Source organism: Leifsonia xyli subsp. cynodontis DSM 46306 (assembly GCF_000470775.1).
In the GTDB taxonomy this organism is placed as follows: Bacteria; Actinomycetota; Actinomycetes; order Actinomycetales; family Microbacteriaceae; genus Leifsonia; species Leifsonia cynodontis.
This window is the reverse complement of sequence record NC_022438.1, coordinates 1,621,964-1,643,832: the sequence shown is the minus strand read 5'-3', so window position 1 is coordinate 1,643,832 and position 21,869 is coordinate 1,621,964. Positions and strand designations below refer to the sequence as shown.

At 65.3% G+C, this 21,869-nt stretch carries 23 protein-coding genes and 2 pseudogenes; 12 read left to right on the top strand and 13 right to left on the bottom strand.

Translation table 11 applies throughout. The features are described 5' to 3' along the window. Positions 1-22 precede the first annotated feature (22 nt). The 3 genes from O159_RS07880 to O159_RS07870 all read left to right on the top strand — a co-directional run bounded on the left by O159_RS07880 (position 23) and on the right by O159_RS07870 (position 5,059). Positions 23-1,165 (top strand): ROK family transcriptional regulator, encoded by a 1,143-nt coding sequence (locus tag O159_RS07880; RefSeq protein WP_021755255.1) that lies wholly within the window; start codon positions 23-25, stop codon positions 1,163-1,165. 74 nt (positions 1,166-1,239) lie between these two features. After that, a complete protein-coding gene (locus O159_RS07875; protein WP_021755254.1) occupies positions 1,240-3,720 on the top strand; it encodes a discoidin domain-containing protein in 2,481 nt (826 codons plus the stop codon). Between the two features lie 394 nt (positions 3,721-4,114). After that, a complete protein-coding gene (locus tag O159_RS07870; RefSeq protein WP_043994157.1) occupies positions 4,115-5,059 on the top strand; it encodes a J domain-containing protein in 945 nt (314 codons plus the stop codon). Here the strand turns inward: O159_RS07870 and O159_RS07865 are convergent. Further along, positions 5,056-6,757, bottom strand: a pseudogene (locus O159_RS07865) (thiamine pyrophosphate-binding protein). The gene O159_RS07870 and the pseudogene O159_RS07865 overlap by 4 nt on opposite strands. Positions 6,758-6,955: 198 nt before the next feature. Between O159_RS07865 and O159_RS07860 the strand changes: the two are divergent. After that, positions 6,956-7,345 (top strand): VOC family protein, encoded by a 390-nt coding sequence (locus tag O159_RS07860; RefSeq protein ID WP_021755250.1) that lies wholly within the window; start codon positions 6,956-6,958, stop codon positions 7,343-7,345. 90 nt (positions 7,346-7,435) lie between these two features. On the opposite strand, the gene O159_RS07855 is transcribed toward O159_RS07860, so the two are convergent. Then, entirely contained in the window at positions 7,436-7,807 is a 372-nt protein-coding gene (locus O159_RS07855) for an RNA-binding S4 domain-containing protein (protein WP_021755249.1), read from the bottom strand. A gap of 1 nt (position 7,808) precedes the next feature. Next, positions 7,809-8,285: a hypothetical protein gene (locus O159_RS07850; protein ID WP_021755248.1), complete on the bottom strand. Its 477-nt coding sequence runs from the start codon at positions 8,283-8,285 to the stop codon at positions 7,809-7,811. A gap of 69 nt (positions 8,286-8,354) precedes the next feature. On the opposite strand from O159_RS07850, the gene O159_RS07845 reads away from it, so the two are divergent. The 6 genes from O159_RS07845 to O159_RS07820 all read left to right on the top strand — a co-directional run bounded on the left by O159_RS07845 (position 8,355) and on the right by O159_RS07820 (position 13,061). Continuing rightward, positions 8,355-8,978: a hypothetical protein gene (locus O159_RS07845; RefSeq protein WP_021755247.1), complete on the top strand. Its 624-nt coding sequence runs from the start codon at positions 8,355-8,357 to the stop codon at positions 8,976-8,978. Between the two features lie 9 nt (positions 8,979-8,987). Then, a complete protein-coding gene (locus tag O159_RS07840; RefSeq protein ID WP_021755246.1) occupies positions 8,988-9,617 on the top strand; it encodes a CDP-alcohol phosphatidyltransferase family protein in 630 nt (209 codons plus the stop codon). Then, positions 9,610-10,125, top strand: coding sequence for an FHA domain-containing protein (locus tag O159_RS07835; protein ID WP_021755245.1), 516 nt, complete (start codon positions 9,610-9,612; stop codon positions 10,123-10,125). The genes O159_RS07840 and O159_RS07835 overlap by 8 nt, the downstream gene beginning before the upstream one ends. Continuing rightward, positions 10,125-10,817: a transcriptional regulator FtsR gene (gene ftsR / locus O159_RS07830; RefSeq protein WP_021755244.1), complete on the top strand. Its 693-nt coding sequence runs from the start codon at positions 10,125-10,127 to the stop codon at positions 10,815-10,817. The genes O159_RS07835 and ftsR overlap by 1 nt, the downstream gene beginning before the upstream one ends. Before the next feature lie 127 nt (positions 10,818-10,944). Continuing rightward, positions 10,945-11,496: a MerR family transcriptional regulator gene (locus tag O159_RS07825; RefSeq protein WP_021755243.1), complete on the top strand. Its 552-nt coding sequence runs from the start codon at positions 10,945-10,947 to the stop codon at positions 11,494-11,496. 332 nt (positions 11,497-11,828) lie between these two features. Further along, positions 11,829-13,061: a DNA cytosine methyltransferase gene (locus tag O159_RS07820; protein WP_021755242.1), complete on the top strand. Its 1,233-nt coding sequence runs from the start codon at positions 11,829-11,831 to the stop codon at positions 13,059-13,061. On the opposite strand, the pseudogene O159_RS16815 reads toward O159_RS07820, so the two are convergent. After that, positions 13,022-13,168 (bottom strand): annotated as a pseudogene (locus O159_RS16815) (IS3-like element ISMyma3 family transposase); the annotation flags it as partial. The gene O159_RS07820 and the pseudogene O159_RS16815 sit on opposite strands and share 40 nt — an antisense overlap. Before the next feature lie 269 nt (positions 13,169-13,437). Here O159_RS16815 and O159_RS13275 point away from each other — a divergent pair. Together O159_RS13275 and O159_RS14525 are read left to right on the top strand one after the other, a co-directional pair. Beyond that, entirely contained in the window at positions 13,438-14,037 is a 600-nt protein-coding gene (locus O159_RS13275; protein ID WP_144267604.1) for a hypothetical protein, read from the top strand. A 34-nt stretch (positions 14,038-14,071) separates the two neighbouring features. Continuing rightward, on the top strand, positions 14,072-14,992 hold the full coding sequence (locus tag O159_RS14525; RefSeq protein ID WP_144267602.1) for a chymotrypsin family serine protease: 921 nt from the start codon (positions 14,072-14,074) through the stop codon (positions 14,990-14,992). 249 nt (positions 14,993-15,241) lie between these two features. Here O159_RS14525 and O159_RS07810 read toward each other — a convergent pair whose 3' ends face one another. The 9 genes from O159_RS07810 to O159_RS07770 all read right to left on the bottom strand — a co-directional run bounded on the left by O159_RS07810 (position 15,242) and on the right by O159_RS07770 (position 21,864). Next, positions 15,242-15,511 (bottom strand): hypothetical protein, encoded by a 270-nt coding sequence (locus tag O159_RS07810; RefSeq protein WP_043993640.1) that lies wholly within the window; start codon positions 15,509-15,511, stop codon positions 15,242-15,244. Next, positions 15,511-15,816 carry a HigA family addiction module antitoxin gene (locus O159_RS14015; RefSeq protein WP_081689844.1) on the bottom strand — a complete coding sequence of 102 codons (306 nt, stop codon included), beginning with the start codon at positions 15,814-15,816 and terminating at the stop codon, positions 15,511-15,513. Before O159_RS14015 ends, O159_RS07810 begins: the two co-directional genes overlap by 1 nt. Before the next feature lie 761 nt (positions 15,817-16,577). Further along, positions 16,578-17,495 carry a hypothetical protein gene (locus tag O159_RS13270; protein WP_021755238.1) on the bottom strand — a complete coding sequence of 306 codons (918 nt, stop codon included), beginning with the start codon at positions 17,493-17,495 and terminating at the stop codon, positions 16,578-16,580. A gap of 269 nt (positions 17,496-17,764) precedes the next feature. Next, the gene (locus tag O159_RS07795; RefSeq protein WP_144267600.1) at positions 17,765-18,244 is read right to left on the bottom strand and encodes a hypothetical protein; all 480 of its coding nucleotides are present in this window, start codon (positions 18,242-18,244) and stop codon (positions 17,765-17,767) included. A gap of 93 nt (positions 18,245-18,337) precedes the next feature. Beyond that, positions 18,338-19,261 (bottom strand): hypothetical protein, encoded by a 924-nt coding sequence (locus O159_RS07790; protein ID WP_021755236.1) that lies wholly within the window; start codon positions 19,259-19,261, stop codon positions 18,338-18,340. Positions 19,262-19,444: 183 nt separating this feature from the next. Continuing rightward, the gene (locus O159_RS07785) at positions 19,445-19,816 is read right to left on the bottom strand and encodes a hypothetical protein (protein ID WP_021755235.1); all 372 of its coding nucleotides are present in this window, start codon (positions 19,814-19,816) and stop codon (positions 19,445-19,447) included. Further along, on the bottom strand, positions 19,813-20,262 hold the full coding sequence (locus O159_RS07780; protein WP_021754742.1) for a DUF2746 domain-containing protein: 450 nt from the start codon (positions 20,260-20,262) through the stop codon (positions 19,813-19,815). The genes O159_RS07785 and O159_RS07780 overlap by 4 nt, the downstream gene beginning before the upstream one ends. Positions 20,263-20,296: 34 nt before the next feature. Further along, positions 20,297-21,241 (bottom strand): glycoside hydrolase family 25 protein, encoded by a 945-nt coding sequence (locus O159_RS07775; protein ID WP_021755233.1) that lies wholly within the window; start codon positions 21,239-21,241, stop codon positions 20,297-20,299. A gap of 2 nt (positions 21,242-21,243) precedes the next feature. Continuing rightward, positions 21,244-21,864, bottom strand: a complete 621-nt coding sequence (locus O159_RS07770) for a hypothetical protein (RefSeq protein WP_144267598.1) — start codon at positions 21,862-21,864, stop codon at positions 21,244-21,246. Positions 21,865-21,869: the final 5 nt, after the last annotated feature.

Sequence of the window (21,869 nt, the reverse complement as noted above, 5' to 3'; positions counted from 1 at the left end):
TCTTTCAGCTCGTGGAGGCTTGATGAGCACATTGGATGGAAGCGATGTCGCCACCTTGCGGCGGCTCAACAGTCGGCTGCTCCTGGCTGCGTTGCAGCCGAGCCAGCCTTCGCGCACTGTCTCGGAGTTGGCGCGGACGACGAAGCTGAGCCGGCCGACGGTCGAGGCGAGCCTGGCCTCGCTCGTGACCGAGGGCTGGGTGCGCGAACAGCCTCCCGCGCAGACCCGGCATCGTGCCGGGCGGCCCGCCAAACGGTATGCCTTCGACGCTGCGCGCCGGATCGTCCTCGGTGTGGATCTGGGCCCGCACGGTGTGACTGTCGAGGTCGCGGACCTCCGCGGTGAATCGTTGTCCGTGGTCCACTCCGACGAGATCGATCTCACACAGGCCTCCGTGGCCTTTCGCGAGACGCAGGATGCGGTCCATCGCGCGGTCGCGGACGCGGGCGTGTCGCTGGAGTCGGTGATTTGCGCGACGTTCGGCATCCCCGGCGTCGTCTCGGACTCCGGTGACGTCGTCCGCACGACCGTGGTCCCTGGCTGGATGGGGCCCGACCTGATTCGCGGCCTGGGGCGCCTGCTGCCCGGGGTTCGCGTCTTCGTCGAGAACGACGCGAAGCTCGCTGCCCTTGCGGAGCAGGAGTGGGGGCACGCGCGCGGAGTCAGGAGCGCGGTCTGCCTCCTGGTCGGCCACCGTCTCGGCGCGAGCGTGATCACCCAGGGCTCCCTTCTGCGCGGATCTCACGGCGCCGCCGGCGAGATCGGTGCGCTTCCCTCGACGCTGTGGGGGTTCGCCTGCCGTCATCTGAACGACTCTGGAGACGATCCCGCCGCCGTGTTCGCGCGTGCCGACTCGGGGGATCATCGCGCCAGCATGGCCGTCGACGCATTCGTCGCAGAGCTGGCGACGGGCCTTGCGGTGCTCTGCCTTGCCGTGGACCCAGAGGTGGTGATCGTGGGCGGCGGTGTCGCCGCGGCGGGCGCCGCTCTTCTGGACCGGCTCGAGGTGGCTCTGAGGCCACTGGTGTTGTTCGAACCGGAGATCGAGGTGTCGAGTCTGGAACGCGTTGTCGTACGGGGCGCAGTGGCCAGATCGCTGAGTTTCGTCCGGCACGAGCTGCTCGATCTCTCCGTCGCCTCCGGTTTGCCGGGATTCCCCTCTTGAATTAAATAGGGGCTTTATGAAATCTTTCTTCGAAAGAGGGAGCTCTCTCACTCCCCAGCAGGGATGAAGAAGACATGAGGCATGTATTCACCCATGCCCGCCCGCGGTGGCTCACCATCGCGGCAGCGGCGATCGTTGCGATACCGGCCGCGCTCGTCGGCGCGCAACCCGCTCTCGCGGCGGGGACCACCTACTACGTCGACTCCGCAGCCGGCAGCGACACGAACGCCGGGACATCCCCGAGCGATCCGTGGCACTCACTGGCGAAAGTGAACTCCACCGGTTTCGCACCCGGCGATAGCGTCCTGTTCAAAGGCGGCTCCATATGGACCGGCTCGCTGCTGATCACCTCCTCCGGGACGTCCTCGGCTCCGATCACGATCGGTTCCTATGGCACCGGGCGTCCGCTGCTGAACGGAGCGACGACGGCCACGAACACGGTCGAGGTGCAGAACGCGCACGATGTGACGATCACGGGACTGGAAATCACCAACTCGAGCGACTTCGCCGCCTCGACCAGTCACATCTACCGCGGGATCTACGTCGAGGCCAAGGACCTGGGCGAGGTTCCCGGAATCCTGATCGAGAACAACGACGTCCACACGGTCGACGGCGTGGGCGCCTCCGGTGGGATCGGCAACGGCGGCATCGCCGTCGGGGTTCGAGGGAACACGACGCCGACCTGGTATTCCGGCCTCCGCATCACGGGAAACGAGGTCGCCGACATCAACGCCTACGGCATCTCCACCTTCACCACCTGGTGCGCGGGATGCGAAATCTATTCTTCGGAGACGGGCATTCCCGCCACCGAAGTCGCCTCGACCCGGGTTCCGTACACGGGCCTGAGCATCGACAGCAACTACGTCCACGACGTCACCGGCGGGGGCATCACTCCGCAGTACGCCGACAACGTGCTCGTGCAGTACAACACCGTCGATCGCGCCGCGTCCCATCAGCTCGTCGCAGGAGGCGGCAACGTCGGCATCTGGTGGCAAGGCACCGATGGCATCCTGGTCCAACGCAACACGGTCCGGCACACCGCCTCGGAGGGCATCTACTCGAACGCGGATGCGCTCGCTTTCGACGCGGACATGGGAACCACCCACTCAACGGTCCAAGACAACATCAGCGACAGCAACAACGGCGGCTTCTTCATGTGCCTGATCTCGTCGTACAACAACCAGGTCCGCTACAACCTCAGCGTCGACGATAAGCGGCTGACCTTCCGCTTCCTCAGCGGGTGCGCGAACACGCGTGCCTACAACAACACCATCTGGGCAACGGCGACCCCGGCGCCGACGTTGACGGCTCCGGGCGTTCCCGGGGCTCCGGAGCCGATGGTGGGCATCATCGCCGCAGACACCTCCAGCAACTCGGTCTCGCCCACGCACACCCTGGCAGACAACATCATCTACAACCCCGCGAACGTCCCGTACAACGTCAGCGGGCAGAAGGCGAACCACTACTCCCACAACCTGTACTGGAGCGGCGCGTCGTCGACCACCCCGGCGGCCAACGACCCCGCGCCCGCGATGGGCGACCCCGCCGTCGCGAACCCGGCTGCCGCCCTCCCCGCAAGCGGGTTCATCACTCCCGCTCAATTCACCGCCTACGTCTCCGCCTACACCCCGGACTCGGGTTCGCCGGCTCGTGGAATCGGCGTCTCAGAGTGGGGACAGACCAAGGACGAGCTCGGCACCGCTGTCCCGATGGGCGCCGTCGACGCCGGAGCGATCCAGCACGCTGTGACAGAGACCGCTTCCACAACGCTGGGCACTTCGATCGGGAACATCGCGAACGTTGTGGACGGGAGGAGCTCGACGTCGTGGGCGTCCGCGGACTCGCCCACGTTCCCCGGGAATGTCACTGTGCAGTTCGGCGAGGCCCGCACCTTCGATGCCGTCACTCTCGCCGCCGCATTCGGACAAGGCCAGGGGCCGACGAGCGTCGACGTTCAGACCTGGAACGGCAGCTCATGGGTCACCTCCGTCCGTTCCGCAAGCCTGAACTGGCACCAGAACAGCACGAACGTCGAATATGCCAAGGTCCCGCTTCCCGCCGCTGTGTCCACCACGCAACTGCGGCTGCTGGTCCGTGCGGGCAACACCACCTGGGGGCACATCGCCCTCTACGAAGTCGGAGCCAGCTATCAAGGTGTGGCCGCCACCTCCATGGGTGAACTCAGCGCCACGAACACCACGGCGGCGCTCATCGACGACGACACCGCGACCTCCTGGGCCTCGTCGAGCGGCTCCCTCGGGTACATCGAAATCGACAGTCCGCCCGTGACCGCCGACTCGATCACCTTCCAGGTCGCCTTCGGACAAGGGCAAGGACCGACGTCCGTGTTCGTGCAGGCGTTGAATGGAGACGACGGTCCCTGGCAGACGGTCGTCCCCATCACGGCGCTGAGCTGGTCGCAGAACACCTCAACCGTCGAGAGCCGCACGGTGACCTTCCACGCTCCGATGACGGCGACACGATTCGAAATACAGATCAGGGGAGCCAACCTCACCTGGGGACACGTCGCCCTGAACGAGGTCTCCGTGCAGTGACGGACACCTCCCCGCTGAGGGGCGCGGCGGCAGATCCTGCAGGCTCCAGCGGTTGCCGTCCGGATCGGCGAACGTCGCGAAGCGCCCCCAGCCGAAATCGGCGACGCCCTGCGCGTCCACACCGTTCTCCCGGAGGTGCGCGAGCGCGGCATCGGCGTCCGGCGCCACGATCGGGAGTCCCGTCACCGTTCCCGGGACCGTATCGGTGAGCCCCTCGCCGAACGCGATCGAGCACGCCGGCCCGGGCGGGGCGACCTGCACGAACCGGAGTGGGTCGGAGACGCGCTGACCCTGGTCCGCGTGCCGACACAGAGCGCCTTCGCCGTGTCGGTCACATCCTGTCCTCATCGAAAGTGAAGCGAATTCGCGGGACCGCGCGCTAGTGTCGAAAGCCATGAGCGACAGTCCGGCCGCGCCGAGCCCCTACGAGACCCTCGGCGTCAGCGCGGCCGTGAGCCAGGAGGACCTGCGCCGGGCCTACCGGCGGCTTGCGCGCGAGACCCATCCGGACACGGGCGGGACCGCCGCCCGGTTCCAGGCCGTTCAGGCCGCCTGGGAGCTGGTCGGCGATCCTGATTCCCGCGCTCGCTACGACCGCGGCGAGAGCCTCGCCGTGGACGCCGTCTCCGGCGAGTCGGCCGCCGGCGGGTTCAGCGCCACCATGCACCCCACCCGTTCCGCCGCCCGCGGCGGAACCGTGCGCGCCCGCAGCTACGGCCATCCCGGCGGACAGGCCCGCGAGCGCTTCCTCGCCCTCATGCGGGAGTGGATGGGCCGCGGCAGCGACGCCGACCCGTACGATCCGGGCCTGGTGCGCTCGGCGCCGCGCGAGATCCGCCGGCTGCTGGCCGCCGCTCTCGCCCAGGAGGCCACAGCCCGGGCTGTGTCGGGCCTCGGAATCGGCTTCACCCTCTGGAGCGATGTCGCTGTCCATCCCGCCTCCGACACCAAGCTGGATCACATCGTCCTCGGTCCCGCCGGCCTCTTCGCCGTCCGCTCCGCCGATTGGGGCGGCGAGGTCAGGATCGCGAAGGGCGAACTCGTCGGCCCCGGCCTTGCCCGCGACGAGGAGCCATTCCACGACCTCGCTCGCGCCGCCAAGTCCTTCGGCCGTCAGGCGGGCGTGCGCTTCACCGGTCATCTCGTCGTCGTCCCGGATGACGCCCTGGCCGTTCCGTTCGATGCGGTCCCGCGTGGCCGTCTCGCCGGTTCGCTCGTCGTCCGCCGCTCGCTCCTGCCCGCGATCCTCCGCGACGGCGCGAACGCCGCCGGCCGTGAGAGCGTCGACCGCGCGTTCGAGCTGCGCCCGCGGCTGCAGGAGGCTGTGCGTTTCGTCTAGGGACTGCTGTGCCCGCGGTGCGCGTGCTGGACCGGCTGGTGCACGGAGGATTTCATGCGGATGATCTCCTGATAGTAGGGCGCGATGACACTGCCGCTGATGCGCAGATCCAGCAGCAGGAACGGACGCTCGCGAGCGTCGTGCGCGGTCCACTCGGCCAGTGCGTCCAAATCGGCGACAGTGCGGACGACGACGCCTTCGGCGTCGAAGGCCCGCGCGACCGCGGCGAAGTCGATCTCCGGAATGAGCATCGGCTCCCGTGCGAGGCCCTGCGGTCCCGTAGAGGGTGATCTCGGCGCCGTAGGCGGCGTCGTTCCACACCACCGCAAGCCCCCGCCCGCCCGCGGCGCGTATCGCCGATTCGAGGTCGGCGATCGCCATCAGCCCACCGCCCTCGCCGGTGGTGAGCACGATCGTGGACTCGGGGCGGGCGGCCGCCGCACCGACGACGCTCGGGAAGCCCTGGCCGATCGACTGGAACGCCGTGCCGACCATGACCATGCGATCGGGGCTCGCGACCGGCCAGTGCATATTCGCCCAGCCGAGGAAGTGGCCGCTGTCGGACACGACGACACGGTCGTCGGGGAGCAGTTCGCCGATGCGAGCAGCCGCAGTGCGCGGATCCAGGCGGCCGTCGGGCGCGAGGCCGTCGCCCCTGTCGTAGGAGCGCAGGGCGCGGACATCCACGCTCTCGCGCCACCCGGAGGCCGCAGCCCCTGCGCGGCGGAGGCGTTCGAGCACGAGCCGCGCGACCTCGGCGGCGTCGCCGCGCACGTACCCGTTCACCTGAGGATGGGTGGCGGTGGGGGCGATATCGACCTGGAACACCTGCGTCCCCGGCGCGAACAGCTCGCCGAAACGGGTGAGGAACGGGTTGAGCGAGGTGCCGAAGACGACGGCGACATCGGCCTCGCGCACGAGCGTCATCGCCGGGTGCGCGCCGAGGCCGCCGGTCACGCCGAGGTCGTACCGGTCTTCGGGGAAGATTCCCCGGCCGAGCGCGCTCGACGCGGTGACCGCACCGGTCTGCGCAGCCAGCTCGCCGAGCACCGCACCCGCGTCCGCGAGCCACGCGCCGCGTCCGGCGAGCAGGAGCGCTCGCTGTGCGCCGGCGAGCCCCTCAGCGATGCGATCCAGTGCGGCTTCGGCGACCGGGCCGGTGGGGATGGCGGGAGCGGGCGGCGGGGGCAGGGGCAGATCGGGGACCGGACCGATCTCACACGACGCCATATCGTAAGGGATGGCGACCACCGCGGGCTTGCGCTGCGCCCGCGAATGCTCGAGCGCGGTGAGCGCGGTCGCGGCAGCGTCCCGGACGCCCACGGTGTACGTCCGCACGCCGACCGCGGAGGCGAGGGCGATCTGGTCGACGTCCCACGGTCGCGGCCCGGAGGCGGGCGCGTCGCCGACCACCAGCAGCAGCGGGATGCGCGCCTGCGCCGCCTCGGCGAGCGGTGTGAGGGTGTTCGTGAAGCCCGGGCCATAGGTCGAGGTCGCCGCCGCCAGCCGTCCGCAGACGCGGTAGTGGGCATCGGCCGCCACGACCCCGCCGGCCTCGTGGCGGACGGCGACGAAGGTGGCGTCGGTGCCGCGTTCGATCGCGTCGAGGAAGTGCGCGTTGCCGGTGCCCATCACCCTGAACACCCGATCGAGGCAACGGGTGAGGGCGACCGCGACATGCGCTGAGACGGTGGCCATGGCGAAGCCTTTCGAGACACAAGAGGCTGCTGCACGGTCAGTGACGGGGTGTCGTCACGCAACTCGTATAGTTTAAGTTATCATAATGGCCTCGCATTCGACGAGCGTCGAGCGGGGGAGGAGCCGTGCGGCGCGGGCGTACCCTTCCGAGCCGCACTAGCCTGGACTCGCCGCTCCCCGTGGAGGAGAGTGGGGCGTATGGTCAGCATCCTCGACATCTTCAGCGGTTTCAGCGTGGACGACATCGCCGCCGCCCGCGCTTTCTACCGGGACGTCCTGAGCCTCGACGTCTCCGACGGCCTGATGGGCTCCCTGGATCTCGCCCTGCCCGCAGGCGGCCATGTCTTCGTCTACCCGAAGCCGGATCACGCGCCCGCGTCGTTCACCATCCTGAACCTCGTCGTCGACGACATCGACGCGGCGGTCGACGCCCTCAACGCGAAGGGCGTCGTCACCAAGATCTACGAGGACGACGACCTGCGGACGGATGAGAAAGGCATCGCTCGCGGCAGGGCGCAGAACCGCGGGCCGGACATCGCCTGGTTCCGTGACCCGGCCGGCAATGTGCTGTCCGTGCTCGCCGAGTAGCTGCCGTTCCCGCAGCGCGCCGCGGCTTGCGGCGACCGCGCCTTCACATCGGCGTCGGCGCAGACATCGACCCGCCGCCCGGCTCGTCCCTCAGCGCCCCCGCAGCTGTTCCAGCATCCGCCGTTCCCGTTTGGTCGGGCGTCCGGCACCGCGCTCGCGGGTGATCCCGGTCGGGGTCTCCGCTTTCGGGAGAGGCGGCGGCGTCCGATCTTCGTAGCACTCCGCCGCCACGGCTGCGCCGACGCGCTTCACGATCAGCCGCCTCGCGATGTAGAGCTTCTCCGACCCGCCCGCGAAGGCGCGGACCTCGTCGCCCACCTTCACCGGCTGCGCGGGCTTCGCCCGATCGCCATTGACTCTCAGATGCCCGGCTTTGCAGGCGTCCGAGGCCGATGAGCGGGTCTTGAACAGCCGCACGGCCCACGCCCAGGAGTCGACGCGCACGCTCGCGGGATCGGCCACTTCAGACCGCCGCCCGGGCTGTGGCCTCCGCTTCGGCTTCCGCAGCGAGGTCGCTCTTCCACTTCACCAGGCTCCTGACTGTGCGGCTGCGATCCCCGGCGAGCGTCGCCATCACATCCGCCGGGACGAAGTAGTTGACGGCGACCCAGCCACGCACTGTCTCCGAGCTGTCGTCGGCGAGGTGGCGCAGAATGTCGCACGGCGTGACCTCGTTCTTCGCCACACAGCCGCGCACGCCCTCGTCGGGATCGTTCGCGAGCGTTGCGAGAAGATCCTCGGGCGCGTTGTAGCTGGAGGCCACCGCCTCGCGGATCTTCGGGTTCGTGTCCGTCGCCAGCAGCCGCAGCCGCTGGATCTTGCTCTCGGTCACCTCGGGAGCCGGGTGGAGCGCCGCTGCCTCCTCGGCTGTCAGCATCGCCGGCCGGTGCTCTCGCATCGCCTGGCGCTGGGCAGGGGTGTTGAACCGGATGCACGACATGCCTCCACCGTACGCTCTGTCCATCGAAAGAAGGAGGCATCCCCGCCGCCGGTGGGTTAACGTGAAGGCATGGAACCCTTCCTCAGGCGTCTCGACCGCATAGCGGGCGGCCGGTACGCGGGCTACACTGTCCCGGCCGCCGGCCGTGAGCACCCGCGCACCCGGCGCGCGTTCGCCGTCATCGGCTGGCTCCTCGCCGCCGAACTCCTCCTCGGCGCCGTCGCCGTCGCGGTCGCGGTCGCACTCGACCTGAACGGCGTGTCCGTCCCGTTCGCGGTGTGGATGCGCTCTCTCGTCGTCCTCGGGATGACGCTCACCCTCTTCTACTTCGGCTGGCGCGCCCGGAAAGGGTACTACTGGGCGTACTTGCGGCTGCGCCTCTTCTCCAAGATCTTCCCGATCGTCACGCTGGTCATTGCCGCGATCCCCGGCCTGTACCCGTTCTGGATGGTGACGGAGCAGATCGTGTTCAGCCTGATCCTGATCGGCGTCGCCGACTACCTCGACACCGACCACATGCGCTCGGCCTTCCCGAAGCCAGCACGGCCGGCTGCGACGGTGCCCTCACCGTCCCGGCGGCGCGGGAACCGGGGACGATCGGAGAGCCCTGGCGCTGGTGCCGCGATCCTCCGGGCGGCCCGGCAGCGAGACGCTCTCGGTGACCTCTCCGGGGATGCCCACCCCCTTCAGTAGAGTGGACTCGTGGATGGAGTCGGCGCGATCAGCGCGCGCGTGTGGACGATCCCGAACGCTCTCAGTTTCTTCCGGCTCGCGCTCGTTCCGGTTTTCCTGGCCTTCGTGATCGCGGGCCATGACGCCCTCGCGCTCCTCGTCCTCGTCGTGTCGAGCATCACGGACTTCCTCGACGGCTGGCTGGCCCGCCGACTCGATCAGGTCTCCCGGCTCGGTCAGCTGCTCGATCCGGCCGCCGACCGGCTCTACATCTTCGCTGCTCTGATCGGTCTGGCCTGGCGGGACATCGTCCCGTGGTGGCTCGTCGCCGTCATCGTCGCCCGGGATGTCATGCTCGCTGTCCTCGGCGTCATCCTCGCGAACCACGGCTATGGCCCGCTCCCGGTACGCCACCTCGGCAAGGTCGCCACCTTCTGTCTGTTCTGGGCGCTCCCGCTGCTCATGCTCGGCGAGGCGTTCGCGCCCCTCGCTCCCTTCTCCCTCCCGCTCGGCTGGGCTTTCGCGCTCTGGGGCGCCTTCCTCTACTGGTGGGCCGGCATCGCCTACATTCGGGAAACCGCCCGCGTCATCCGTCTTCCGGCCGATGACAGCGGCGTTCGATCCGATACGCTGGACGGGAAGGAGGCTGACGGTGCCTGACGAGAGCTATCCCCACGGTTCGGACAACACGCCGGAGCGCGACGCCACGAACAACCCCCTGCGTGATTCCGCGTCGGGGAACGAAGAGACCACGGCTCGCTTCGGCGATGATTTCGTGTCGAAGATGTACCCGCTCGACGGGGAGATCTCGCCGGAGGAGCAGGAGGCGATCGCCGCGCTGCCCTCGGGCTCCGCGCTGCTGATCGTGCGCCGCGGCCCCAACGCCGGGGCCCGCTTCCTCCTCGACGCCGATGTGACGACCGCCGGCCGTCACCCCAACGCCGAGATCTTCCTCGACGATGTGACCGTCTCGCGACGGCACGCGGAGTTCACGCGCCGGGGAACCACCTTCGAGGTCCGCGACCTCGGTTCGCTGAACGGCACATACTACGACGGCGTCCGCATCGAGAGCGCCTTTCTGGCCGACTCCGCCGAGGTTCAGATCGGTAAGTTCCGGCTCACGTTCTACGCCTCCCGCCACGACCTCGCCGCCGTGGCGAGCGGCTAATGGCCCGGTCAGCAGCGCGGGTCCCGGCCGCCGCGCCCGCCCTGCTCTCGATCGGCCAGGTGCTCGCACAGCTGACGCCGGAGTTCCCCGAGCTCTCCTCCTCCAAGCTGCGTTTCCTGGAGGAGCGCGGCCTCGTCGCGCCCGCTCGCACTCCCTCCGGATACCGCAAGTTCTCCCCGGCGGATCTTGAACGGCTGCGAACAGTGCTCGCGATGCAGCGCGACCACTATCTCCCGCTCAAGGTCATCAAGCAGTATCTCGCCGACCTCGACGCGGGCAAGAATCCAGCGATGCCGGGCGCTTCCTCCGGTGCCTCCATCCTCCCCGTCGGCCGGCGCTTCCACCGCGACGAGCTGCTCCGGGAGGCCGGGGCCACGCCGGAGCTGCTGCAGGAGGCGGTGAGCGCTTCGCTCATCGCGCCCGCCGAACTCTACGGTGAGGACGCCCTGGTCGTGCTGCGCGCTCTGGCCGAACTCGCGAGCACCGGGATCGGACCGCGGCACCTGCGCGGATTCCGTGCGGCGGCAGAGCGTGAGGTCGGTCTGATCGAGACCGCTCTGGTGCCGATCGCGCGCCGGAAGGACGTCACCGCGAAGGCCAGGACGGCCGAGCTCGCGCGTGAGATCGCGGATCACCTGGACACTGTGCGAGCCAGCATCATCCGCGCCTCCCTGGAACGCCTCCGCCCCTGACGATCCGGGTCGCTCGACACGCCGACGGCGAATGACCGGATGTCGTTGCCCGGGGAGCGGGGGATGGATACCGTGGATGAAGCGCCCCGGTGACCGGGCGCGACCATCATCGGGAGAGGCGTGTACCATGAGTGAAGCGAATCCTGACAGCGACGCCGCCCGGTACGACCTGGGTCTGCTGTTCACCGATGGTCTTCCCGAGCTCGACGACACCGGCGGCTACCGCGGCGCCGTCGCCGCCCGCGCCGCCGGCATCTCCTACCGCCAGCTCGACTACTGGGCCCGCACCGGCCTGGTCGAGCCGACCGTGCGCGGCGCCGCCGGCTCTGGCTCGCAGCGTCTCTACGGCTTCCGCGACATCCTGGTCTTGAAACTCGTCAAGCGCCTGCTCGACACGGGGATCTCGCTCCAGCAGATCCGCACCGCCGTGAATCAGCTCCGCGAGGCTGGCGTCAGCGATCTGGCGCAGACCACGCTCATGAGCGATGGCGCCAGCGTCTACCTCTGCACCTCCAGCGACGAGGTCATCGACCTCGTCAGCCGCGGCCAGGGCGTCTTCGGCATCGCCGTCGGCAAGGTGCTCCGCGAGGTCGAGTCCTCTCTCGTCGAGCTCGACACCCAAACCGATTCGCTCGACGAGCTCGCCGCCCGTCGCGCTGCCAAGTCCAAAGCCTCCTAACCCGGATCTCGCCCGTCCCCGTTCCCCGGAAACGGTGAGCGGTTCAGTTCCCCTTATTGGCAAGGAATTGATGGGTATGGTCCCCACATTACTACCCACATAGCTCAGTAAAGCTCTCCCCGAGGTGGCAGCCTTGTCGAGTGTGGGCAGGGGGGTGTTTGTGGGCAGAGTGTGGGCAGGGGTGGGTGGGGGCGCAGTTGGGTGGGGGACGCGGCGAAGGATAGTCTGGAACGGGTCATCGACAAGGCCGCTGGGGCGAGCATCGATCAAAACTAGGTCACGCACGGCGCGTCGTTTGGTCGAACATCGATCGAAAAGATGCGGTTGGAGGCATGCCCATCGACGCATCGCGTCCCCTTGCAGTAGACCTCTTCGCTGGAGCCGGAGGGCTGTCGCTCGGCCTCGAGCAGGCCGGCTACGAAGTCGCCGCCGCTGTCGAGTACGATCCCGTTCATGCGGCCGTCCATGAGTTTAACTTTCCCCAGGGCAAGACATTCTGCGCAGACGTGTCGAAGATCTCGGGTGCAGAGATCCGCAAGCGCAGCGAGATCGGTGATCGCGAGATTCACCTCGTCGCCGGTGGGCCGCCATGTCAGGGTATCTCGATGATCGGCCGTCGCTTGGTCGACGACCCGCGCAACGCGCTCCTCAAGGAGTTCGTCCGCATCGTGCTTGAACTAAAGCCGCGCTACTTTCTCATGGAGAACGTTGCGGGCCTCATGGTGGGCCCACACCGCCAGCTTCTCGACGAGGTGGTGGAGTCGTTCGAGACGAGCGGCCAGTATGACGTCGTGACACCCGTGAGGGTCCTCCAGGCGGCCGACTACGGTACGCCGCAGTCCCGCCGACGCACGATCCTCGTCGGAGCCCGCAAGGACGTAGCGCTCCCCAAATACCCCGAGCCGACCCACACGCCGCGCACGATTAGGGGCTCGGTTCCCAAGAACCCCGCACTGCCGCTCGGCGCGAGCGTAAGCGACGCGCTGGGCGACCTGCCCGACGCTGACCTGTTCGAAGACCTCTTGCACGACGACAACGTTGCGGGCGTGGCCTATGGCAAGACGAACGAGTACGCTGCGCGTCTTCGCGGCTCGAAGAAGGACCCGACCGATTTCTCCCGGCCCCGTCCACGGATAGAGGACGAGATGACCTCCTCGGCGCGTACCGTACACACGAAGAAGTCCATCGACCGTTTCGCAGGGGCCGAGCCGGGCACAACCGAGACCGTGAGTCGCTTTCTGCGCTTGCACCCGGATGGCTTGTGCAACACCCTCCGCGCGGGCACGGCGACCGACCGCGGCGCGATACCCGCGGGAGGTCAGGAACCCTTGAACTGCCGGGCGCAGCACCCGGCAGATGAGCTCGACCCCGAAACGATCACGATGTTCATTGATGAACCGGATCATCTCGGTCAGGGCCGGCCTGGCTCCTTCGCGAAAAACACGCTCGCAGCCTTGAGGATCTCGTTGGCCTTACGAAGCTCGGCGTTCTCCTTCTGCAGCCGCTTGATCTCGGCCGCAGCGTCCGTGGTCAGCCCCGGCATCACGCCAGCGTCGACCTCGTAGCGGCGCTGCCACAGCCTCAGCGTCTCGGGGCTCATCCCCAGCAGCCCGGCCACGTGACGGACCGCGCTCATCATCGTCGGGTGCGACGGCCGCGTCTCCGCAAGCATCCGCAACGCCCGCTCACACATCTCCGGCGAATACTTCCTGTTCATCGAGTTTCCATCCTTACTTGAAGAACGGAACGAAAATCAGGCCGATTCAGTGTCCGGTTCGGGTTTTGGTCTTGCCGTGGGGGGTGATGAGGTGGGATATTCAGGGCGCAGAGTTGGGTTGGCTGGGGCGGACCGGGTTGCGGTTCGGCTTCTGGCCCTTTGGGAAGGGTGTGATCATGTTGCGTAGGTTGTGTAGGGGGTGGGTTGTTCTGGGGGCTGCGGCGGTGGTTGTCGCGGTTGTCGGTGTGTCTGCGGGGGTGGTGTCGGGTGCGCAGGCGAGCCCGGTTCGTCATTCTGTTGCGGGTGATCAGTCGGGTTCTGATCAGCAGGATAGTGATGAGTTTTCTTTTGATCCGCCTGGGACGGTAACGGGCGAAGCGGTCGATACGACGGGTATCCCGGCGAGTCTTTTCCATGGTGTGGGGGATGCGCTGATCTCAAGTAAGGTAGGCGGTTCTGTTCTGACCACTTTTGGGACAGGTGAGGGTGCTCAGACGGTGATCAGGGTGCCGTCTGCGGGTGCTCCGCGGGAGTATCGATTCCGTTTGGGGTTGCCGGAGGGTATTAAGGCGGTGGGCTTCCGGGACGGAGGGGTTGCTTTTGTCGATGGCGAAGCCAGTGTGGTTGGCGCATTACGGCCGCCCTGGGCGATCGACGCGAGGGGGGCTACGGTGAGGAGCTTCTTCCGCGTGAACGGTCAGGAGATCGTATTGACCTTGGTGGGGGTCACCTCGGACACGGTCTTCCCGGTTGTCGCAGGTTTCGATGAGGCTGTGCAGGAAGACGTGGATCATTCTCAGCCCATTGGCGACCCCAATACTTGAAATTCAACTTTTCTAGAGCGTTGTGAGGATTTTCGTGAAGAAAAAAGTTTTTCTCAAATCGGTTTTCAACGAATCGAGAACCACATCCCGACAGGAGTCTTTGGAGCGTGTTGGCTCCCAGCGTTTCCGGCGGGCTCGTGGGCGGGTTTTGAAAGCGGCAATGGCGGTGGTCTTAGTGGCGGGTGCGGTGCTCGTGTCCGAAGCGCCCGCTTCCGCGGTCCGGCCGGAGCGTATGACCACTCCTGTGATGGCGGGGACGGAGCTGATCTTCCCAGGTACCTATCCTCATCCTTGTACGGCCGGTTTTGTGGTGAAGAAGAATGGATTCTGGTCGAATTTGACCTCTTACCGTCGGGCGATCCGCTATGTGGTCACTGCTGGTCATTGCGGCAATGTCGGCGACGTTGTGGACACGGCTGGAGGCCCTATCGGTAAGGTTATTTGGAAGTCAAACATATCTGACCTGATGATGATCCGGGTTTTGCCGGCGGTTGCTCGGAGAAGTCATTGCTTCGTAGGCCGGTACCATGATGTGCATTGCAGCGTTATTCAGCGCTCTGAACCGCGCGCTGTAGGCAAGGTCTGGACGGAATCACTCCGAACTCGTGGATTCTCGCCCGTTCCTATCAGTGAGTTCCGAGACGGAGTCCCGGGCGACGTAGACAGGTTCTGTACGAGTGGTGCTACGACGGAAGTCAACTGTCAGTGGAGCAGAATGGATGTTCCTCAGGGTCAGGTTCGAGGAGTAGGCGAGCATGGGGCCATCTCGGATACTCCTGTCCAAGAGGGCGATTCAGGATCACCGGTCTACATCCCATTTCCAACCGGCATCATTTGTGGTGTGGTGGCCAGGCATGTCGTAAATACCGTCACCCACATCGAATACATGATCTACGTTAGCGCTGGGGAGTTCATGTCGGAAACCAATAACAGGTATGACTTGGCTCCCTCCTAACGAAACTGTGGTCCGGTAAAAAGCAACAGCTAGTACCATCTGGTTTGAAAGTTTTCTTTCCAATTCTTCTTTTTTAGGAAGTGCACCCTCTGTGGGCGCCGCTCGTCCTGGCACGATCTGTGTTCATCTTCCCGGCGAACGACGAAAAGCCCCGGCTCCGCCCGTATCGAGGGGCGGAGCCGGGGTGTCACGGGGCTGTTAGTTGTCAGGGGGTTGTGGGTGGTGTTCCCGCTGGGGTGGGGCGAGGGGTTAGTTGGTTCGTTGTGCCTGAATGTCGTTCAGGTACTTCGCGAACGCAGCGGTCCCATCGAAGTAGTTGGCGTGGGTGACCTTGACGGTGTCGAGAGAGTCCGAGCCGATGAGGACGATGTCCATGTTCGTGTTGTTGCGGAACTCTTCCTCAAGTTCGGAGTAGCGGGCAAGGGCGCTCTCGCTGTCCTGACCGTATTCGAGCGGTTCGCCGGTGAGGTGACCTTTGGAGTGGTCGAACACCAGAATGAAATGCTGGATAGTCGTCATCACACCGATCCTTTCTCGAGGTAGGGAGTTGCTTGAACTCTAAGGTTCTCCTGGTCGGCGATCCGAGCAAGGTCAGAACGGTATGCGGCTTCGTATCGCAACCACGAGTCGGCCGGAATACCGACGACACGTTCAAGACGAATCGCACTGTCGTTCGTGATGGGTGCGCGGCCGTTGATGATTTCGTTGACTTGTTTGCGGCTGCATCCCATACGGTCAGCGAGAGCTTGCTGCGAGACGCCCCCTTCTTCTAGCCACTCCTGGATGAACTCACCGGGGGCGACGGCATAGTTGCGAGTACTCATGCTGGTCTCCAGCGGGGTTGTTCGTGATAGTCGTGGATGCCGATAACGGTGACGGCGCTTGCCGGGTCCTCGGCGCCGTCGGGGCGAATGATGAGTCGGTAGTTGGCGCTGAGCTTGCCAGCCCAGAGTCCGTCGAGGTTGGAGTGGAGCTGGTGCCACCTTCCGAGCCGATCGATGGTGGCGAGTTCGCATCCTCGTACCGTACTTCCATGTCACCGATCTCGTTACATGATAGCGTGATCGCGAAGATATTCATTCCCTCGTTCAGGGCATTCACGAGTTCACACGCAAACGACCGAACTAGTCTGCCGCATTCCGAAACGCGAAGACAGCCCTGCATTACACTTGATGCAACGATGAGGAGGGGCATGATGGAGTCTCGCGAACCTGGCCATGAATGGGCGGTAAAGCTTTGGATCGCGCGGATAAGTGAGGTCTTCGTCGCAATCGCGGACAGCATCCTCGGCAACTTCCGGAGATGACATGATCAAGGGGTACGAGCAGAAACTCGTACCCCTTCGAGGTTTATTCTTCTCTCTGTGCTTTCTCAAGTGCGTCTTTGTCGGCCCAGTGGTTGCCAAGGACGAGGAACACGATTCCCTCGATAAGGAGCATCAGCGGCCAAACCCACCACGGAGCTACAGCGCCGAAGGCGATCGCAAGGATCACTAAAATTCCCATGGAGCCAAAGGAAACGAGCCGCCGGACGGGAGTGGCGTTGATTGCCCGCCGCACGTCCGAACGAAATGCATCGCGGAACCTCACTTGCAGTAGCCCCCTGAGTAGCCGATCGTGCCGATCACGCCTGGACCGATCAGGAGCTGAGCGCAACGCTTTTCCCTGTAGTAAATGCGCTGCGTGTTGATGATGATCGAAGCTGCATTGAGGCCGCAAAGCGCACCACCTACGTAACTCGTGAAGCGAGTCACCCAGCCGCAGGCGGTCGCCATTCCGGTCAGCGCCGTTGCGGTCTTGGTCTCTGATCGGGTGAATTGAACGGACGGGAGCACTCCGTACCATACGAACTGAGGATCAGCCACGACCGGGAACGCAGTCTTGTTCGTCAGATCGATGACCTGCGTCAGTGTTGTGCCAGTGAGTTCGTAATGTGTCGGTACAGAATTTTTGTTCGCATCTTTCGCCCAAGGTGCTGCAATATAAGCGATGGGGTCATTGGTGGAATTGAGAACGAAGTAGCCGTCACCGGCCTGGACAATCTGCCCACCATCCGGGATAGTGAACTCATAGCTATACTGCTTCGGCGCGGAAACGGTTGAGATCACGGTATTGATCTGGAGAGATCCGTCCTTTGTCACGACCGGAACCGAGGTCGACCCGTTGCTGTTATTGTACGAGACAATGCCGTTCTTCTCGACAGTTGCGTTTTGAGCCTTTTGGACGAACGGAAGGGCCACAGAGAGCCTGCCCGCGTTCGTGTCCAGTGAGATTCTCGCGGCAGGGTCGACCGGGACTGAGATGTCCGCACCGGATACCGTTGCGCTAATCGCGTTCTTTCCGGTGGACTTCGTCGTGACATCTGCCGCGTTGTTCGCAGTGCTGGGCGTTGACGCGACGACCGCCTCAAGCGGATCGGGCGCTCCTGTATCCGCCACAGCGGTGCCAGGGGTGAGCAGTCCGAGCGTGACGATCGTCGATGCGGCAATTGCCGCTGCTCCCAAGTACTTCGTCCGCGTTGAATCGCAACTTTCATTTCTCGAGACCAACGGAGCCAACAGGTAGATTGCTACCCAAAACTCGGAGCGATCAAGCCGGCCACCCCCGGAAACTCAAACCTAGCAGGCTGAATCTCGGGTTCACAACGCGAGAGCTATTGGAAGATTCGACCGTGTGTCCCTTGAGAACAACAAAAGGACCCCCGGCCCACCGCCTCGTGTGAGGGGTGGGTCGGGGTGTGGGGGTGGCGGTCAGGGGTGTGGCGAATTCGGTTTTAGCCGGCCCTCCGGTCGACGCCGTTCTTATACGGGAGACGGTCGAGGGGGTAGGGCTGCTTCTCGCCAGTCGCCTTGATATCGTCTGCACCGACGATGCCGATCAGACCCGAGAGAATCCAGATCAGTCGGAGCGCGCCATGGAGGAACAGAAGGAGCGCGAGTTCGAAAAGGAACGGCGCGACGTTCAGGAGCCCGGCAATGCTCACCATTGGTGCGGCCACGGCGAGGGCGACCGCTTCGAACCCCGAGAGGCTCGAGGAAACCCACGTCCGCCGAAGACTCCGGCCGGCGTTCGCGCGGAACGTCTTGAAACGATCCGAACTTGCAGTCAGGCCGAAGACCACAACCACGCCCGCAAAGCCGGCGACGGTCGCGGCGGGCTGGAGCCAGGCGAGATAGAGGGTTTGCGCGGCCTGTTGATTCGAGGGGTCGGCGATGGCCGCCCAGACATTCGGAAGGTAGCCGAGCGTGGTCATGGCGAAGTGTGTCGCGACGAGCATGAAGAGCCCGAGGTCGGCCCAGAACGGTTGGTCACGGAGGAAGCCAAGGAAGTGCTTCATGGTTATTTCCTATGTGTCAGTGGGTAGTTCTGAGCGGAAACGGCCGATCGCTTCGAGCATGGCTTGGAGGACGATGGTCGGCGTCGGCTCCTCGTCCTCGGAGGCTCCGATCTTCTGCTGAACGGTGATTCGATCGAGTGTGAAGTCGATCTTGTCACGTATAAGAGCGCCGTCCTGGTCCTCCGCGATAACCGTTGCCTTGGCCTTCTTGAAGGGAGTTCGGGTTGTGAAGAGGAGCTCGCGGAGGTTAGTCACGAGGTCTTCTCCAGCTCTGTCGGTAGGCCGCACGTTACCAAAACTGATCGTGAGTTCGACGGATGCCCCGCCCGCTCCGGCGCTCTGGGCGATTTTAAGCGCCTGACCAAGTTCGCCTTTCGGTTCGGCATCCGTCATCACCCCCGGATCGACCTTCAGGTAGATTTTCGCGGCTTGCTTGGCTCGGTTGAAGCGTTCGAGTTGATCCCGTCGAACGTAAGATCGGAGTTCGAGCCGCTCGGCCTCCGTGTTGAACTCGCACACCATGTTGAGCCAGCGTGCGATAGCGGTAAAAGATGGCCCGGCCGACGACCTCAGAATTGCAACATAGTTCGTACCACTGACGCCGAGGAGGTAGGCGGGCTCGATCAGCGAGCCCGAGAAGCCGGTCGAGGCGAGAGAAGCGATCGCGCCGTCGCCGTCGCTCACGTCCGGCCAATCAGCGCCCGGCCGGAGTTTCCCGACGTAGAGGTACTTCTCGGGCGGCGTGGTCTCCTCACGGGCTGAGCCGATATGGCGACGGCCAAAGAACTCGCCCCGGCGCGCGTTGTCGTCGAGATTGCTGATCCGGTCGTGGAGGTCGGACCAAAAGCCCCCCTCGATCGGTTGGACGTTGCCGGCCTGGTCGAGCACGATCGGCTCGAAGAAGTAGACGGTGCGCTGTTTCGTCGACGCCATACGCGGCCTTTCTAGCTAAGCGCCCCTGATCTGACTTATGACTCCGATAGTGGCGGGACCTGCGAGGAGTATGCCGAAGGATTCTCAAAAATGGCAAGAAGTAGGGTCCCACATCCTACGAGAACAACGAAGCAGCCTCGGGCTACTGGGGTCTGTCCGATTAACGATGTGTGGTGTTGGTGGTCAGCCGGTTGTGGGTGGTGCTGCTGCGGGGTCCTGTGTCGGGTCGGCGGGTGTTGTGGCGGGGGTCCGCGGGTCGGTCTTTTTCATGGTGCCGAGGCCGATGGTTGTCAGCCACTGGTTGATGGTGGGGATGGCCATGATGCGGGTGAGGGCGGCGGCAATCCCGGTGACGATGCCGGCGAGGCCGACCAGCCACAGGTAGGCCTTCGAGGTGAGGGGCAGGCCGAGGGCGTCGATGACCTGCGGGAGGATCACCGCGAAGGTCAGGAAGGCGGGGATCCCGGCCTGGACGAGGGTGCGGAGGACCCGTTGGCCGGCATGGACGATCTCCGGAACGTCGAGGACGTTCTCGGTGGTGAGGTGCTTGCTCATGATTCTCCTTCGGGGAGGTGTGGTCGGGGGTTGTTCTTCTCGATGTCGGTGAGGCGTTCGCTGAGGCGGTGATCGGTGCGGGTTTGTTCTTGGTCGGCGTCGGCGAGACGGCCGATATCGCGTTGCATGCCCCGTTGGGTGCGTTGCACCTCATCGAGGCGCTCTCCGTGGGTGTCCTGGGTTGCGCGGACGGCTGTGATCTCGCTGATGACCGCTGTGATCTCGCTGATGAGTTCGTTGTGGCGGTGGTCGGATTCGTCGCGGAGGTTGGTGGTGTGGCTGTTCGTGACTTGTTCTTTGACCTCGCGGGTGTCGGATGCGATGTTTTTCACGGCGCGGCGGGTGCGGGCGCCCAGCACGATCGAGATCACGATCGCGGCCATACCACCGGCCGCGGTCACGGCCGCGGCGATCAACGTCGCCCACCCCATGGGAATGTCGGGCATGGTGTTCCCCTCTCATGGGGTTCGGGAGAGGGTTCTAGGTGGATGCGTGGGCGAACACGTCCTTGATCGCGGTCTCGCACGCGGCCTGGACTTGTTCAGGGGTGAGGGAGAGGCCACTGTTGGCCTGGATGCCGGCCAGCACGGCCGGGACGAGAAGGGCGGACACGGACTTCGCGAGGGCCACGGGGTCGCCGCCCTGTTGTGCGCGGAGGCGTGCGGTGCGGGATGCGAGGATGCCCCATACCGTCCCGTCGCCTTCCGCGTGGACGGGCTCGATGAGGCCGGTGCGGGTCAGGGCTTGGAACTCGTCCGCGGTCAGCCAGTCGAGGGTCCCGTCCGGGTTCAACGTGCCGATCGCGCCGGAGGCGTCGCCCGTTTTGATCAGCTGGATTTTCATGTCCTCCTCCAGAGGGGTTGGGGTTGTGAACGCTGTGGTCAGCGACGTTTGGGCTTTGTTACGGTCGATGGGGGTGGACGTGTACTGCCATACCGTCCAGTCAGGCCACCACCGGATGGGTGGTGGGGACGGGGTGTAGGAGGCGATCCACAAGGGCGCGCCGGCCGCCACGACGGCGGACCAGTCGGCGGCGTCCATGAGCGACTTGTTCAGATACACGCCCGGGACCACCCTGAGACGGGTCTTCACCTGGTTCAGGAAGGCGAGCGCCTGCGCGGGGCTCCACGCCCGGGTGCCTGTGGATGCCTCGTCCTCGATATCGAGCCACAGCGAATCCCCGGCGACGTAGGCGAGGTTGTCGGCGAAGAAGTCCGCGCACACCACTGGGTCGAGGTTCCCGTTGAAGAAGTAATGCCCGACATGCCTCCCCGCGGCCCGCGCGAGCGCGACCTGTGCCCGGTAGCAGGACCCGACGGTGAGTCCAACATTGGCGCGGGAGGCGTTGATGATCACGAAATCCTCACCCGCAGGGGTGTAGTCGCCCTGCGTGTAGGAGATGTCAACACCCTCAAGCAGGGTCATGGTCACACCTCGCTCAGGATCAGGACCGCGTTGTTCACGCTGATCGCCGACGCCGAAGAGCATTGGACCTGCAGTTTCCAGACGTGTGATCCGGCCGCGGTGGAGAGTTCGTGCTCGAATCCGGCCGCGTACTGTGATGTCGCGCCGCTGATCCAAGGTAGGTCGTTGTTGAGGGTGTCATCGACTTGGGTGCCATCGCAGAGGACCCGGAACTGGGCGATCTGCCGGCTGCCGGAGTTCTGGTTCGACACGTATGCGCGCCAGTCCGCAAGGGTCAAACCACCCGTCGATGTGACCGTGACGGAGAGCACGTCGGTCCACGTCGACGCGACGGACAACACCAGCGGCGAGGTGAGGCGCGCCCGGCCGAGGCGGGTGATGCGCTTGCGCGCCCAGCCGGACGAGCCGTGCTCCCACGTGGCGCCGGTGTCGGTTTCGTAGAACTCGAGGCCGTCCCACACGTCCGCGCCGGTCAGGCCCGTGCGGGTGGTGGAGGTGCCGGTCTTGCGGTTGCCGACGCCGGCCGCGTAGTTCGACACCTCGGACAGGTCAGCGGCCTGGGCCGGCACCCCGGAGGAGGAGTATTGGGGCTGGTTCTTCGTCCCGGAACTGTCTCGTGCCATGCTGT

Coding starts and splice junctions, on each gene's coding strand:
- O159_RS07880 (WP_021755255.1), top strand. CDS start 23: ATGAGCACATTGGATGGAAGCGATGTCGCCACCTTGCGGCGGCTCAAC.
- O159_RS07875 (WP_021755254.1), top strand. CDS start 1,240: ATGAGGCATGTATTCACCCATGCCCGCCCGCGGTGGCTCACCATCGCG.
- O159_RS07870 (WP_043994157.1), top strand. CDS start 4,115: ATGAGCGACAGTCCGGCCGCGCCGAGCCCCTACGAGACCCTCGGCGTC.
- O159_RS07860 (WP_021755250.1), top strand. CDS start 6,956: ATGGTCAGCATCCTCGACATCTTCAGCGGTTTCAGCGTGGACGACATC.
- O159_RS07850 (WP_021755248.1), bottom strand. CDS start 8,285: ATGTCGTGCATCCGGTTCAACACCCCTGCCCAGCGCCAGGCGATGCGA.
- O159_RS07845 (WP_021755247.1), top strand. CDS start 8,355: ATGGAACCCTTCCTCAGGCGTCTCGACCGCATAGCGGGCGGCCGGTAC.
- ftsR (WP_021755244.1), top strand. CDS start 10,125: ATGGCCCGGTCAGCAGCGCGGGTCCCGGCCGCCGCGCCCGCCCTGCTC.
- O159_RS07825 (WP_021755243.1), top strand. CDS start 10,945: ATGAGTGAAGCGAATCCTGACAGCGACGCCGCCCGGTACGACCTGGGT.
- O159_RS07820 (WP_021755242.1), top strand. CDS start 11,829: ATGCCCATCGACGCATCGCGTCCCCTTGCAGTAGACCTCTTCGCTGGA.
- O159_RS07810 (WP_043993640.1), bottom strand. CDS start 15,511: ATGACGACTATCCAGCATTTCATTCTGGTGTTCGACCACTCCAAAGGT.
- O159_RS14015 (WP_081689844.1), bottom strand. CDS start 15,816: ATGAGTACTCGCAACTATGCCGTCGCCCCCGGTGAGTTCATCCAGGAG.
- O159_RS07795 (WP_144267600.1), bottom strand. CDS start 18,244: ATGACCACGCTCGGCTACCTTCCGAATGTCTGGGCGGCCATCGCCGAC.
- O159_RS07790 (WP_021755236.1), bottom strand. CDS start 19,261: ATGGCGTCGACGAAACAGCGCACCGTCTACTTCTTCGAGCCGATCGTG.
- O159_RS07785 (WP_021755235.1), bottom strand. CDS start 19,816: ATGAGCAAGCACCTCACCACCGAGAACGTCCTCGACGTTCCGGAGATC.
- O159_RS07780 (WP_021754742.1), bottom strand. CDS start 20,262: ATGCCCGACATTCCCATGGGGTGGGCGACGTTGATCGCCGCGGCCGTG.
- O159_RS07775 (WP_021755233.1), bottom strand. CDS start 21,241: ATGACCCTGCTTGAGGGTGTTGACATCTCCTACACGCAGGGCGACTAC.
- O159_RS07770 (WP_144267598.1), bottom strand. CDS start 21,864: ATGGCACGAGACAGTTCCGGGACGAAGAACCAGCCCCAATACTCCTCC.